12 protein-coding genes are annotated in these 14,289 nt (G+C 38.5%); 2 read left to right on the plus strand and 10 right to left on the minus strand.

Features of this window, described 5'->3' with window-relative positions; translation table 11 throughout:
• Positions 1-95 precede the first annotated feature (95 nt).
• From ALFOR1_RS04730 to ALFOR1_RS04750, 5 genes are all read right to left on the minus strand, one after another.
• The gene (locus ALFOR1_RS04730) at positions 96-1,475 is read right to left on the minus strand and encodes an FG-GAP repeat domain-containing protein (protein ID WP_104642220.1); all 1,380 of its coding nucleotides are present in this window, start codon (positions 1,473-1,475) and stop codon (positions 96-98) included.
• 166 nt (positions 1,476-1,641) lie between these two features.
• Positions 1,642-3,582: a putative bifunctional diguanylate cyclase/phosphodiesterase gene (locus ALFOR1_RS04735; protein ID WP_104642221.1), complete on the minus strand. Its 1,941-nt coding sequence runs from the start codon at positions 3,580-3,582 to the stop codon at positions 1,642-1,644.
• 227 nt (positions 3,583-3,809) lie between these two features.
• A complete protein-coding gene (gene yghU, locus ALFOR1_RS04740; protein WP_104642222.1) occupies positions 3,810-4,649 on the minus strand; it encodes a glutathione-dependent disulfide-bond oxidoreductase in 840 nt (279 codons plus the stop codon).
• Between the two features lie 73 nt (positions 4,650-4,722).
• Positions 4,723-5,304, minus strand: a complete 582-nt coding sequence (locus tag ALFOR1_RS04745; RefSeq protein ID WP_104642223.1) for a rhomboid family intramembrane serine protease — start codon at positions 5,302-5,304, stop codon at positions 4,723-4,725.
• A 123-nt stretch (positions 5,305-5,427) separates the two neighbouring features.
• Positions 5,428-6,111, minus strand: a complete 684-nt coding sequence (locus tag ALFOR1_RS04750; RefSeq protein ID WP_104642224.1) for a type 1 glutamine amidotransferase domain-containing protein — start codon at positions 6,109-6,111, stop codon at positions 5,428-5,430.
• A gap of 169 nt (positions 6,112-6,280) precedes the next feature.
• On the opposite strand from ALFOR1_RS04750, the gene ALFOR1_RS04755 reads away from it, so the two are divergent.
• Entirely contained in the window at positions 6,281-7,204 is a 924-nt protein-coding gene (locus tag ALFOR1_RS04755; RefSeq protein ID WP_104642225.1) for a LysR family transcriptional regulator, read from the plus strand.
• Positions 7,205-7,215: 11 nt separating this feature from the next.
• Here ALFOR1_RS04755 and ALFOR1_RS04760 read toward each other — a convergent pair whose 3' ends face one another.
• From ALFOR1_RS04760 to ALFOR1_RS04780, 5 genes are all read right to left on the minus strand, one after another.
• On the minus strand, positions 7,216-7,950 hold the full coding sequence (locus ALFOR1_RS04760) for a dienelactone hydrolase family protein (RefSeq protein ID WP_104642226.1): 735 nt from the start codon (positions 7,948-7,950) through the stop codon (positions 7,216-7,218).
• 76 nt (positions 7,951-8,026) lie between these two features.
• The gene (locus ALFOR1_RS04765; RefSeq protein WP_104642227.1) at positions 8,027-9,358 is read right to left on the minus strand and encodes a glycerophosphodiester phosphodiesterase family protein; all 1,332 of its coding nucleotides are present in this window, start codon (positions 9,356-9,358) and stop codon (positions 8,027-8,029) included.
• A 55-nt stretch (positions 9,359-9,413) separates the two neighbouring features.
• Positions 9,414-10,277: a carboxylate/amino acid/amine transporter gene (locus tag ALFOR1_RS04770; RefSeq protein ID WP_173827041.1), complete on the minus strand. Its 864-nt coding sequence runs from the start codon at positions 10,275-10,277 to the stop codon at positions 9,414-9,416.
• 115 nt (positions 10,278-10,392) lie between these two features.
• Entirely contained in the window at positions 10,393-12,528 is a 2,136-nt protein-coding gene (locus ALFOR1_RS04775; protein ID WP_104642228.1) for a M3 family metallopeptidase, read from the minus strand.
• Between the two features lie 213 nt (positions 12,529-12,741).
• Complete coding sequence (locus tag ALFOR1_RS04780) at positions 12,742-12,948, minus strand: hypothetical protein (RefSeq protein WP_058547334.1); 207 nt, start codon at positions 12,946-12,948, stop codon at positions 12,742-12,744.
• Positions 12,949-13,144: 196 nt separating this feature from the next.
• Between ALFOR1_RS04780 and ALFOR1_RS04785 the strand changes: the two genes are divergently transcribed.
• A complete protein-coding gene (locus ALFOR1_RS04785; RefSeq protein ID WP_058547335.1) occupies positions 13,145-14,005 on the plus strand; it encodes a mechanosensitive ion channel family protein in 861 nt (286 codons plus the stop codon).
• The last annotated feature ends 284 nt before the right edge of the window (positions 14,006-14,289 follow it).

Genomic DNA, 14,289 nt, shown 5'->3' on the forward strand with positions numbered 1-14,289 from the left:
AGGTAAAGCTGACTGTTTATCCTTAGGTCTTAAGTCCAAAGCTCGGTTAATGTGTTTAACATTGCCGAGCTTTTTTTGTTGGCTTTTTAAAATGTTTAATTTAATTGTGTTTTGATTTTGCTGGTGCCATCTTTTTCTGTAAATTTAAATACAAAATCTTTTTTACCATCTTGGTTTATATCAACCAGCAAAATATCTTTATTATTTTTGGGAAGTGTTAATTTTAGTTTTTTACGTTTTTTATTAAGTAAAGAGTCTTGTTCTCCATAATAAATATGCAGTGTTTTTTTACTGTACTTGTACACAGCGTCTATTTGGCTATCGCCGTTTATATCTCCTAAATAGAGCGCTGGTGATGACTCACCTCCATTCATACCTACTTCCATTTCTAAATCGAGCTCTATGCCTGACTTACTTGCAAATGAGCCATCACTTTGCTGTTTGTATAAATTCATCTCTACATCAACATCTGTGCTACCACCGCCCATAGCCATTGATGCAATAGTGCCTAAACCAATATCTAAATCCATTTTTTGTAAATCAATTAAGCCATCGTTATTAAAGTCTGTTTTTAGCAATAACTCGCTCGGGCCCTGTGTTTCAAATAAGTTGATAGGCGTTGCGCTAAAGCCGCCTTCATTTCCTAAATATAAAGTATGGGCTATCTTAATGTCTAGTGAGTCCATACCTTGTGTTGGTTTAAATTGCCTAGTAGTAAAATCTAAAAGTCCATCGTTGTTTACATCTAAGAGCTGCTTAATTTTTCGCGTTTCGCCGTTACTTAGTTCGCCTAGTTCAATATTAAAATTAATAGGGGTTAAGGCATCGGCATAACCTTGTGCATTCGCTAGCAATACATTAGCACCAAAGTCGCTTGCAAAAACTAAGTCGCTTACACCGTCTTTATTAAAATCAATAATAACGGGTTGGTTGTTTATATTAACCTCAAGAGCGAGCCCTTTTTCTGAAAATCGTCCATTATACTCAGCTGCTTGTTCAAATCTATTTGGCTTGAATGCTCCCTCATTATTTTGAATATACAAGGTACTACTAGTTAAGTCGGGAATTAAAATATCGCTAAGGCCATCATTATTGGCATCAAAAACAAAATTTATTTTTTCAAATTTATCTACTTTCAATTGGCTAATCACTGAACTGTAATTAAATAAAAGCTCAGCTTCTCCTGCTGTACTTTTATAAACACCGCTCTCAGTTAACACTAGCGCCTGTTTATCTGTTGTATTTGCAATAGTGGCTACATCAAAACCAAAAGCATTTTTAGGTAAAGTTAGCTCATGACTTTTTGAGGTTAGTAAATTAATTACCTCTAGTTGCTTTGACTCTTTGTTATAAGCGAATAGAGTGGGAGAATCGGTAGTGATCAATTCATCTGTTGTTTTTATTACCATTGTTTGTGCAAAAACGCTTGCTGGTGTAAGTAAAATGGCGAGTGAGTAACAAAGAGGCTTTAGCATGTTAAATCCTTTTACAAAAATTAGTACCACTACAAATAAGTTAAACTGTAATGATTAAGATGCAATTAGACTACGCTATAAAAGGTTTCCTCAGTGTAAGTAATTGTAATAATTTGTTTAATGAAATGTGTTTATAAGTAAGGGCTTGAGGCAGGATCTTAAAAAACTAGCTACAGAGCTTATTTTGCTCATTTAAATATGAGTTTACAAATGCTTGCTCCATAGGCTTTGAAAAGTAGTAACCTTGTAAGTGAGATACGCCAATATCCGTAAGCGTATTGGATTGCTCTATTGTTTCTACGCCTTCTGCAACCACCATAAAATCGAGCGAAGAGGCCATCTGAACTATCGCATGAATAATGCTCAAACCACGTTTATCCATATTCTGAATAAAGCTTCTATCTATTTTTACTATATCTACACCTATATCTAACATGCTAGAAAGCGATGAATACCCAGTGCCAAAATCATCAATTGAGATACAAAAACCTTGCTTTTGTAGTGCTTTTACAGCGGTTAAAAACGTGAGTTTGTCTTCTGCAAATACAGATTCAGTAATTTCAATATGTAAATTTTTAGGCTCTACGTCATAAATGTTTACTATATTAACAACTTTAGTCACAAATTCAGGGTCTTGGAGTTGAATGACTGATACATTGACACTCACTGCAATGTGAGGTTCTAAGTGGTTAAACTTTTGAGCCTGGACACATGCTTGCTCTATTACCCAAAGCCCTAGTTCGGTAATTAAACCGTATTGTTCCGCAATTGCTATAAACTCGTCGGGAAAAATATTTTCTCCATCAAGTTGCCAGCGTAATAGTGACTCAAATGACGTAACTTTATTTGTTCTACTATCAACAATGGGTTGGAAAACGAGCCTTAAACTATTTTCTTTTATTGCACTCGCTAATCGGTAACTTAATAGGTTTTCTCGCTCTTGTTTGAGTTTAAGGGAGTCGTTATATATATTGACGCTACCTTTTGCTATGCGTTTTTGATGGTACATAGAAATATCAGCAGAACGAATTAAAGTATTGAGGCTATCGCCATGTTCAGGGTACTTAGCTATACCAATTGTTGCAGATACCCACTTTTGGTATTTGTATTTTTCATGTTCGGCACCAATGCTTTGAAGTACATTATTAGCAAATTCGACTAACTGTGGTGTATCTTGGTATTGAGTCAAAATTAAAAATTCATCTCCACCCCATCTGCATTTGTAGAGTTGCTGATCGCATACGTTACTAATTCTACGAGCGACTTCTTTTAAAACTTTATCACCTACTTTATGTCCTAAAGTATCATTTATTTGCTTAAACCCGTCTAAGTCTACAAATAATAAAGCAAATGGCTCGTCTGGGTTTTCGCATAAGCGCTTATTTGCATTTTTTAAAAATGCGGTTCTGTTTAAAAGATTTGTAAGTGGATCTGTGTTTGATAAACGATAGATTTCCTCTGTTCTTCGTTCTACTTTATCCTCCATTTCATCGAGTAATTCTCTATTTTGATTTTTTAACTTTATTGCGCTTTGTGTAAATGTGGCGGACTTATAAGATGAAGCTATCATGATAGCGGTAAAGGTTAATCCCAAAATACCTAAAACATAATTATAGTTATCATCAGACAGCGTTAATAAAAAAGAGTAGGGCGCTAATAAAATAAAGCTATAAAGCACGGCTGTAATTCTACTTCCAGATAACAAGTTGGCAGAGCCGCCAGCAAAAGCAGATAAAATAGCAATGGTAGTTGTTATTTCTATGGTGGATGAGCTGCTATGAAACCAAAGTGCGTAACCGCACCATGAAATAGAAGTTAAAATACATCCAATTGAAAAACGCTTTAGGTAGTTATTTGCATAAAATAATGGGTTGCTTTTTTTATCCTTTAAGAACCAAATGACATCTATAGCGCGTGCGGCTAATATGGAAATCATAATAGTTAGCCACACCCCTTTTTCATGAGATGTTTGTTGGTTGCTCAAATCAAACGCAAATACCAGTATAAAGCTTACAACAGTGGAAATAGCAATGCCTGAAATAGCATTAGAGTACAAAATTTTAACTGCTTCTCTACGTTCTTCACTATTTAAATTTCTATATGGCACTAAGTAAAACCTTATGCAAAAGCTACGTTTATTAATATTGTAGCTTTGAAGAAAATACACCTTATTTTAGTGATAAAAATGTATTAAACACTTTTATTCGCAAGGTGCTAATTATTGGTATAAAAATAAATATAGTTTATGAGCTTAAAAGAAAAAAGTGTCGTTAATAAAAAAGGCCCATAATAATTACTATGGGCCTTTAAAAAATTGACTATACGATTTAGTTTTTAAAAGTCGCTATCGTTATGGCGCTCTGCCATTTGTTCTTCTTCAGGCCCCCAAACACGGTTTACACGGCGTCCGCGCTTAACAGCAGGACGCTGCGATACTTGCTTAGCCCAGCGCATAACGTGCGTATACGAAGCTACATCTAAAAATTCGGCTGCATCGTAAAGATCCCCTAGTACTAGTGAGCCATACCATGGCCAAATTGCAATATCGGCAATTGAGTATTCCTCGCCTGCCATGTATTCGTTTTCGCTTAAATGGCGGTTTAGTACATCAAGTTGGCGTTTAACTTCCATAGTAAAACGGTCTATAGGGTATTGTATTTTATTCGGAGCATAACTATAAAAGTGGCCAAATCCGCCACCTAAATAGGGGGCAGATCCCATTTGCCAAAATAGCCAGTTACGACACTGCGTTTTAGCTTGTAAATCTTGTGGAATAAGTACATCAAATTTTTCAGCTAGGTATTGAAGTATTGAACCTGATTCAAAAATACGGGTAGGGGGCGTTGTTGAATGATCCATTAATGCTGGAATTTTTGAATTAGGGTTAATATCAACGAAGTCAGAACCAAACTGATCGCCTTCACTAATATTTATTAAGTAGGCGTCGTAATCAGCATCGGTGCAGCCAAGCTGTAAAAGCTCTTCAAACATGATTGTTGCTTTTTGACCATTCGGTGTTGCTAATGAGTAAAGCTGAAATGCATGCTCACCAATTGGTAGGCTTTTGTCATGAGTTGCGCCTGCAATAGGGCGGTTAATATTTGCAAATTTACCGCCACTTTCACTTTCCCACGTCCAAACTTTTGCTGGCGTGTATTCGTTATCGTTGCTCATATAAACCTCAATTGTTGAAAAATATTGACTGATAAATAATAAATAAGGGCAAAAGAGAGTAATTAAAGGGTGACTAAACGCCCTTTAACCGATCTGATTTTGCTAACTTATAACCTAAAAAGAACCCGCTTAATGCACCAAATAAGTGGCTTTCAAACGAGACATGAAAGCGCTGTGGTAATACGCCCCAAATAAATCCGCTGTAAAGCACAGCAACTGCTATTGCAATTATAATAGATTTGAATGAGCGCCTAACTACGCCGTAGCAAAGTATAAAGCCCCATAAACCATATATAACGCCGCTTAAACCAACATGAAAGCTACTACGGCCAAAAGCCCAAACTAAAAGGCCACCAACTAGTGCGGTAAATATAAACACGTTATAAAAGCGTTTTACGCTGTATTGGCAAATTAGCAAACTTAATACAATAAAGGGGATCATGTTACTTGCAAAGTGCCACCAACTGCCGTGTAAAAATGGGGCGCATAAAATACCAATTAAGCCTTGAACGCTTCGGGGATAGATACCTAAACCATTTAATGTAATACCCGGTAAACTATTAATTACCTGTAATATTAAGCAAATAAATACAATACTGAATATTGCAAAGCGTGTACTACTAATAAGTGAATACGATGAAGGCTTAGCGGCCATTTAAACGTCCTAGTGGAATTATTTTGTACCAGTATAGGAGTTAGGTTTAGCTATTAAAAGCGATTTAATGCCAGTGCTATAAAAGTATAAGAGCGGTACTGATTTCCGCTCTTTAAAGTTTAATTAACTAAGTTTAGCTAATAATTTTTTAGCGGCTTGTTCAGAGCTTGCTGGATTTTGACCTGTGATCACTAAGCCATCTTCAAGCGCTAATACACCCCAGTCGTCAGTTTTTTGATAATCGCCACCTTTTTTGATTAGCTCGTCTTCCACTAAAAATGGCACGATATCGGTAAGCTGCACTGCGGCTTCTTCTGAATTAGTAAAGCCTGTTACTTTTTTACCTGCAACTAAGGCATTGCCGTCTGCATCTTTAACATTTAAAAAAGCTGCACTAGCGTGACACACCGCTGCCACTGGTTTTTGTGATTTTACAAAGTCTTCGATAAGTGAAATTGAATCTGTGTTATCTACTAAATCCCAAAGCGGGCCGTGGCCGCCTGGGTAAAATACCGCGTCAAAGTCGCTCGCATTTACTTCACTTAGCACTTTAGTATTTGCCATTAGAGTTTGTGCCGCGCTGTCTGCATCGTAGCGCTTAGTTGCATCTGTTTCAAAATCAGCAAGTGTGCTTGTAGGGTCAATAGGTGGCTGACCGCCCGCAGGTGAAGCAAGTGTTACGTCTACGCCTGCATCTACAAATGCGTAGTAAGGGGCTGCAAATTCTTCTACCCAAAAACCTGTTTTTTCACCGGTGTTACCAAGCTCCGAATGTGACGTAAGTACCATAAGTATTTTTTTAGCCATGACAATATTCCTTCGATTATTGAGTAAATTAATTAGGTTTGGTTTTCACCAAAGCGTTGTAAATACTATATGCACTTAAAAGACTTTAAACAACGATGATAAATTCAACTTTATTGGTTTAATTATTGATACAATAATGGTATTGAATAGGCAAAAGCAGGGTTTTGTTATGAAAGTGTCGTTTGAGCAACTTAAAAGTATGGTGGTGTTTGCACAAATAGTAGAGCAGGGTAGCTTAACAGCCGCAGCTAAACAGTTAGGCTTAACACGTGCTGTGGCAAGTTATCATTTAAAAAAACTCGAAACACAGTTAGAAGTAACATTGCTTAACCGCTCAACCCGCACAATGGCGCTAACCGAAGCCGGCATCGCTTATTACGAGCGCTGTAGAGTGATCACAGAGCAAGCCAATGCGGCTAATCAGCAAATAGAAAATATTAAAAGTGAACCGCAGGGCTTATTAAAAATTAGCTGCCCGGTTAATGTTGGTATGCAATTAATAGTGCCCGCGATTAATACGTTTAAACGCCAATACCCTAAAATTGACATAGACTTACAGCTAAGCGATGACGTGGTCGATATTATTAAAAATGGCTTTGATTTTGCCATACGTGGTGTTGCGTTAAGTGACTCTAACTTACAAGCGACTAAATTAACCACAATGAGCACTTGCATATGTGGCTCCCCAGATTATTTTGAATATTTTGGTAAGCCTAATACCCCACAGGCGTTAGTTGCTCATAAATGGGTGGTTTATCAATTGGGCAGTAAAACATTAACCCTTCAAAAAGAGGGCAAAAAACACGAGATTACAATGCAAGGCGGCTTAAGCACTAACAATGCGGCGGCTCGTACTGCATTTGTAGAGGCAGGGCACGGGCTTGGCCGTATTCCGCTTTATGACGCGTGGCCTAAAGTACAAGCTGGGCTGCTAGAAATAATACTTGATGACTATAAAAGTAAAGATATAGAGCTTTATGGTGTGTTTCCGCCAGGGGCAGCAGGCTCTAAAAAACTTAGGCTGTTTATTGATTACTTAAAAGCGTATTTTGTAAAACAGCACACCGCGTTGGGCATGCTGAAAAGCGTTTAAAAAGCTTTGTGTTAAAGCGTGCGGCTAAATAACGCAACAGCTTGCTGATACATAGTGATTGCAAGTGCTGCATCGTAGCGCTCGCCCTCATCACGCATAAACGCATGCTGCGCGTTTACTTCTTGCCATTGGTAGTTAATATCCGTAGCTACACATTGTTGATAAATTTTGCTACGGCCTTCCTTGGGTACATGTGGGTCTTGTTTACCCCAAATAAAGTGTATTTCGCCTTGAATATCGGCCATGCGTTCAAATGAGTTATTTCCCGCTTGAGCAGGCAAGGTATCACTATGAATATCGGTTGCGTATAAGCAAAATGCGGCTTTTATATGTGGGTTTAACGCGGCTCTGTAAGCTAAATGCCCACCAATACATACACCCATAGCCCCAAGCGTACCTGTACAGTAATCTTGCTGTTTTACAAAGTCGATAAGCGCTTGTGTGTCGCTATCGTGGTGTTCAAGTGGCTTTTCCCACTTATCGGCATTGCCTTTATCTTTACCTGCATCGTCGTACGCAAGTACAGTGCCGATAGGGTTTAGCTCATGAAATACCTCAGGAACTAACACCACAAAACCATGGCTTGCTAAAATAGCGGCGCTGCGAGCAATTGGTGCTGTTTGCTGAAAAATTTCTGAGTAAAAAATAATAGCGGGGTATTGGCCCTGTGCTTGCGGGCGGTAAACGGTGGTTCGCATTAAACCAGTGGGTGTGTTTAGGTCGGTATTATGGTGTTGGACTATCATAAAGCGCTCAGTTAAATAATTAATAAGGTTATGGTAACTGAGCGCAAAAAAATAAACGACTACTGATACTGGTTTTTTAAATGCTTGCTGGCATTTTATTACAACTAGCGTAATAACTTACCGTTGCTGGCCAATCAGAAAATATAGCCATAACGCCGACATCTTGTGCCAGTACATCAACAACTGTCATCATATCGCCATCGTTATCTATTACATCCGCTATTGATTGATAGTAATAACCACCGCCTTCGTTAAGTGGTCCTGAGCGCTCAAGGCTCCATGCTATAAGTTCAAGGCCTGCGGCTTTTGCATTAATAGCATATTGAGAAGGCACAATATCATTATTGTTATTGATACTTAACATCATCCAAATAGGGGGCGCTAAAATTTTAACGCCATCGGTAACCAGTTCTTCCATACTTGGCTGCCACGTATCTGGGTTACTTGGATCAAATCCCGCTTCGCTGTCGCGCCCATCTAAATAAACACTTTGATTAGCAAAGTCGGGGTTGTTATTTATCCAGTATTTAACATCATCAAGATTAAATGATTGCGGATAAACACGATTACTCGGTACATCTAATTGGGTGTATTCATCAAGCATTTTTTGAGCATATTGCTGCTGCGTCATGCCATCAAAAGGCATACTTACTTGCGGCGATTTAAGCTCCGGGGTCATTTTTACATCAAGCGCTTTAAACAATTCAATACTTTGCTTATGAGTCATTAAAGTACCGCTTGTGGCGTATAAATCTGTGCGCCAGCTGGGCGTGCCTTGCATGTATTCATCGACTGAAGTGGCTTGTGGATTAGCCCCATCCATTTTGCCTTCAAGCGTTAAAAACTCCGCTAAACTTATATCACTGGTACAACATTTAGCTGAAGCCGGCGTGCCACTTGCTGAGTCTGCGGGTGTAAAAGGGGCGCTACATTTAGCAGCAAGTTCAGGAATGGCTAAAATATTAGTAGTGGTGTGTAAATCACATTGTGAATGGCGACACACTAGCTCTTTGTCGCTTGTAAATGTAACATCGCACTCAATAACACCCGCGCCCATTCGCGCGGCGGCAGTATAAGATTCTTTAGTGTGCTCTGGGTATTGCATAGGGGCGCCGCGATGCCCAATAGAAAAGTCGGTTTTATAAAAGGGGCCGTCTTTACACGATTCTAATTTAGTTTTTAAATCGCTCTGTGCCATATCATTAATAAGGTAATCGGCGCGAGTCCCTAATTGAATGTCTGGCGTATCGCCTTTTGCCACTTCAACAATAACAGGGGTAGGCACTTCGACAACTTCGACGATAGTGTTGGTAAAAACAACGTCTTTTTCGACTACTTTTACATCGTCGTCGCAACCGCTTAGAAGCGTAAGTGCTAAAGAGCTCATTATTAGGGTGAGATGTTTCATGTTTGTTCCTTAACGTTATTTTCCTCAACCCTAACCAGATTTAATGACAAATTAGCTACATTGATGTGACGTTCTGTTTATTTGTACCTATTTGATTAATTATTAGTGCTGCCAACATAATAGCCCCACCAATAGATAACCTTATAATGTCTGCATCTTTATTCCAAATGAGTACGTTAACTATAATTCCGGCTGGGATCAGCAAGTTATTCATTACCGCTAATGCACCAACGTTTACTTTGGTTGCCCCTTTATTCCATAAAAAGTAACCAAGGCCCGATGCAATAACGCCTAAGTAAATAAGTATGCCCCATTGAGTAGAAGTGCTTGGTAATTTGTTGGAATTACCAAATAACGCATAACATATTGTAGCCACAATAAGTGCGCCTATAAAAAACCAGCCAAACACGGTTTTATCATCAAGTTTATTATTTGCCATTAAACGCTTGTAAGTAACTTGCCCGGTCGCAAAGCTAAGGTTAGCGCCTTGAACGAGTAACAACCCCATAATGAAGTTACTATTTAGGTTTTCCCAGCGAATAGCCACAGCACCTAGCACGGCTATTAAGGCGACTATAAAAAAGCGGGGGTTAAAGTGTTTGTTTAAGCCATCGTTTAAAAGTGTAATGTAAAGTGGCGTCATTACTGTAAATAGCAGTACTTCTGGCACGGTTAAATATAAAAACGAATGGTAGTAAAAGCTGTACATTACGCCTAGCTGCACCGCGCCTATTAGCATAAGTTTAAGTGCAACGGGTTTTGGGGTATTTTTGAGTTTTAAAAAAGGTAAAAAAATCAGTGTTGCCAACGCTATACGTATTAAAACGCTAAACCATGCGTCAACTTGGCCTGCTAAATACACACCAATTAAACTAAACGAAAACGCCCAAAGCAAAGTGACTGCAAATAAGTACTGCATAACCATCATCTGTTAAAAAATATTGAGTTAAGTTTATCTGTTATGCAGAGGGGTATAAACAATAAAAGCCCGCAAGCGGGCTTTTATAAAAAGTGAGCTTAATAAACTAAGTTATTTACTCAACTAAACCACGGCGCTTAAGTAGTGCGTCTGTAGTTGGTTTTTGGCCTCTAAACTCAATGTAGCTTTGCATTAAGTCGCGGCTATTACCTTTAGATAGGATTTCTTTACGGAAGTTGTCACCGTTTTCACGCGTTAAACCACCATTGTTTTCCATATGCGCAAATGCATCGGCTGCAAATACTTCAGTCCAAAGGTAGGCGTAGTAACCCGCAGAGTAACCACCGGCAAAAGTATGGCTAAAGTAGTTTGACTTATAACGCGGTGGTACAGGGTAGTAATCAATACCGTGTGCTTTTAGCGCATCGCTTTCAAACTTTTGTACATCGCTGATTTTTTTATCTGAACCAAACGAGTGCCATTCCATATCAAGTAAAGCAGCGGCTAAATATTCAGTGGTACCAAAACCTTGGTTGAATTTTTGCGAAGCGAGTACTTTATCAAGTAATGCTTTAGGAATTGGCTCACCTGTTTTGTAGTGCTTAGCGTAGTTAGCAAGTACTGTAGGCTCAATCATCCAATCTTCGTGTGCTTGTGATGGAAACTCAACAAAGTCACGGGCTGTAGCTGTACCCGCTAGGCTTGGGTATTTAACGTCTGAGAATAAACCGTGCGCCGCATGACCAAACTCATGGAACATAGTAGACACTTCATCGAAGGTCATTAGCGTTGGCTCGCCTGCCGCCGGTTTAGGAATGTTTTGTGCGTTGTAAATTACAGGTTTAGTGCCTTTTAAGCCACTTTGGCTAACGTATGCACTCATCCATGCACCGCCACGCTTACCTTCACGTGCATATGGGTCCATATAAAATAAACCAATTGCACTGCCGTCAGCGTTAAATACTTCGTAGGCTGTTACATCTTCGTGATAAACCGGCAAGTCTTTGCGCTCTTTAAATGTAATACCGTAAAGTTTATTCATCGCAAAGAATAAACCATCGTGAATTACAGAGTTCATTTCAAAGTATGGCTTAACTAGCGCAGGATCTAGGTCGTATTTTTCAGCACGTACTTTTTCTGCATAAAAAGCCCAATCCCATGGTTTAAGCTCAAAGCTTTCGCCCGAATCGTTAATCACTTTTTGAATTGAAGCGGCTTCAATTTTAGCTTTTTCAACTGCTTTTGGTGCTAGGTCATCTAAAATGCCGTACACGTTATCCGTTGTTTGAGCCATACGCGAAGTCATTACATACGATGCCCAATCTTTAAAGCCTAGTAGTTCTGCTTTTTGAGCACGTAAGTTTGTTTCTTCAATAATAATTGGACCGTTGGTCTCGGCTGCACGGTTAGCTGATGCAGTAAAAATTTGCTCACGCAAGTCACGGTTTTCAAGGCTTGATAAAATTGGCTGCTGTGTTGTGTTCACTAAAGTGATCATGTAGCCGTCTTTGCCTGCTTTTTTAGCTGCGGCTGCAAGGCCTGCAATTTCACCTTCAGAAAGGCCTGCAAGTTTTGATTTATCTGTAACTACAATTACATCTTCTTTAAACGATTTTAAAATGTTTTGAGAAAACGCAGTAGAAAGCTCTGCAAGTTGCGAGTTGATTTCACGCATTTTTGCTTTTTCAGCGTCATTTAACTTTGCGCCGGCTTTTACAAATTGCTTGTAGTAAAAATCTACAAGGCGTTGATCTTCAGCGTTAAGCGAGTCTTTGTTGTCGTAAATAGTTTGTACGCGCTTAAATAATGCACCATTTAAGTAAATGTCATCAGAGTGAGCAGATAAAACCGGCGCCATTTTTTTACTTATACGCTGGTATTCATCATCTGAAATTAAACCAGAAAGGTTATAAAATGCAGCCGATACACGGTTTAGTAGCTCGCCAGACATTTCCATTTCAACTAATGTATTTTTAAAAGTTGCAGGAGCTGGGTTGTTGGCAATAGCTTGTACTTGTGCAGTATGCTGAGCAATACCAGCGTCAAAGCCGGCTTCGTAGTCTTTTGTACCAAACTTATCAAATTCTGGTGCCATGTACTGCAATGGGCTTGGTTTGAATAAAACATTGTTTGCGTTCATGTCTTGCACTTGTGCTGCGCTCTCTTTTGCCATGTCTTGAGGTTCGTTAGAAGAACAAGCCGATAGGATTAGGGCACTAGCAATAGTAGTGGCGATCAGGGTTTTACGCATAATAACTCCATAAAAAGATTAGCCGAAATAGGCTTTGCGAGTCGAAAAACCTAGTTAACTTATCAAATTTGGGGGTTTATACAATAAAGTTTATCGGTATTAAGCGGGATTTGAACGCAAATTAGCTAATAATTAGTATTAAGGTAGGTAAAAGTAGCTCTAAAATTAAACGTAAGAGCTACTTAATTATACGATTATGTGTTTTGAATGCGGTTAATTATAACCAAGAACAAATTTTCTTTCTGAGCCAAAGCTATTAGATTGCTGTCCAAACTCTTTATTAATAGTTGCTAGAGTTTGCTCTTGTTCGGCTAGCAAGCACAAAACTTTATTTCGGTAATCTAGGCTGCTTTCAAACAATTTTAAATCTACCTGCGGCTGCAAAGTAGCGAGTCTTTGATTTAAGGTAAGTTGTGTCATATGTGATCTCCAGTGCTTGTACACTATTTATATAGCACTCGGTGCAATAAAGAGTTAATAAATTGTTCATAAAATTCATATTGAACTTATTAACTTGGCGTTTTAGCTATATTATGCCTTGCTAAGCTTAGCGAAAACTGAACCACACTTATTTTTAGTGAACAAATAACAAACAAAAAAGATATTGGGAACACTTATGACCCTCGAACAAATTAATCAATACTTAGCCTTTGTAATATTTACTTACAACGATGTGAATATTACGGTAGCAAAAGTAATTCAAGTGCCACTTATATTGTTTGCTATGTGGTTTGTAGTCACACGTATTGGCAAGCTTATTAAAAAAACATTACTCGCTAAAAAAATAAGCCAAGACGCAGTGCATTTGTTTACTCGTATTTACTTTATTTTAAGTATCGCTATTTTAATTTTTACATCGCTTGAAGTGCTCAGCATCCCGCTTACGGCATTTGCTTTTGTATCCGGTGCAATTGCTATTGGTGTAGGTTTTGGTGCACAAAACATTATTAATAACTTTATCAGCGGTTGGATACTAATGTGGGAGCGCCCAATTCGCATTGGTGACTTTTTAGAAGTGGGAAACGCAAAAGGCGTAGTTGAAACTATTAATACGCGCTCTACACGTATTCGCCGAAACGATGGTGTACATATGCTTATACCTAACTCTCAGCTTTTAGAAAACACAGTAACTAATTGGACACTAATAGATGGTAATGCACGCTCGTCGGTAAGCGTAGGTGTTGCCTATGGCTCAGATGTAGTGCTTGTTAAAAAACTCATTCAACAAGTGCTTGATGATCATGACGCTATTTTAGCTAATCCAAAGTCGTCGGTAATGTTTGATGACTTTGCCGATAGCTCTTTAGTGTTTAACGCCATTTTTTGGGTTTGTGCTGAGTCTGAAACCATGCTTAGAAAGGTACGCAGCGATATCCGCTTTAGCCTTTATGACGTATTTGAAAAGCACGATGTTGTAATTGCGTTTCCACAGCGTGATATTCATATAGACGGCGAAATTGCTTTTAAAAAGTCGTAGTTTTGATAAAAAAGTCGCCTGCGGGTGGCTTTTTTTATGAGTAATTATGATGTTTCTATTTTGGGTTAATATGTAAAGTAATCCATTTTTCCTACTTTACTTCGCGATCTTCAATAAAGGACATATGTCCTCATTATTAGGTTTTTACATCTAAAAACAGATAAAAACGCATGTTTTTGTAGTTAAATGTTGCAAAAAAGTTTCTAATTTTACACATATTTATGCAGTAATATTATTACACAATGGTATAATATTAACCGTTCGTTCAGCCTTATTACTCCGTT

Origin of the sequence: Pseudoalteromonas carrageenovora IAM 12662 (genome assembly GCF_900239935.1) — a bacterium.
Classification (GTDB): domain Bacteria; phylum Pseudomonadota; class Gammaproteobacteria; order Enterobacterales; family Alteromonadaceae; genus Pseudoalteromonas; species Pseudoalteromonas carrageenovora.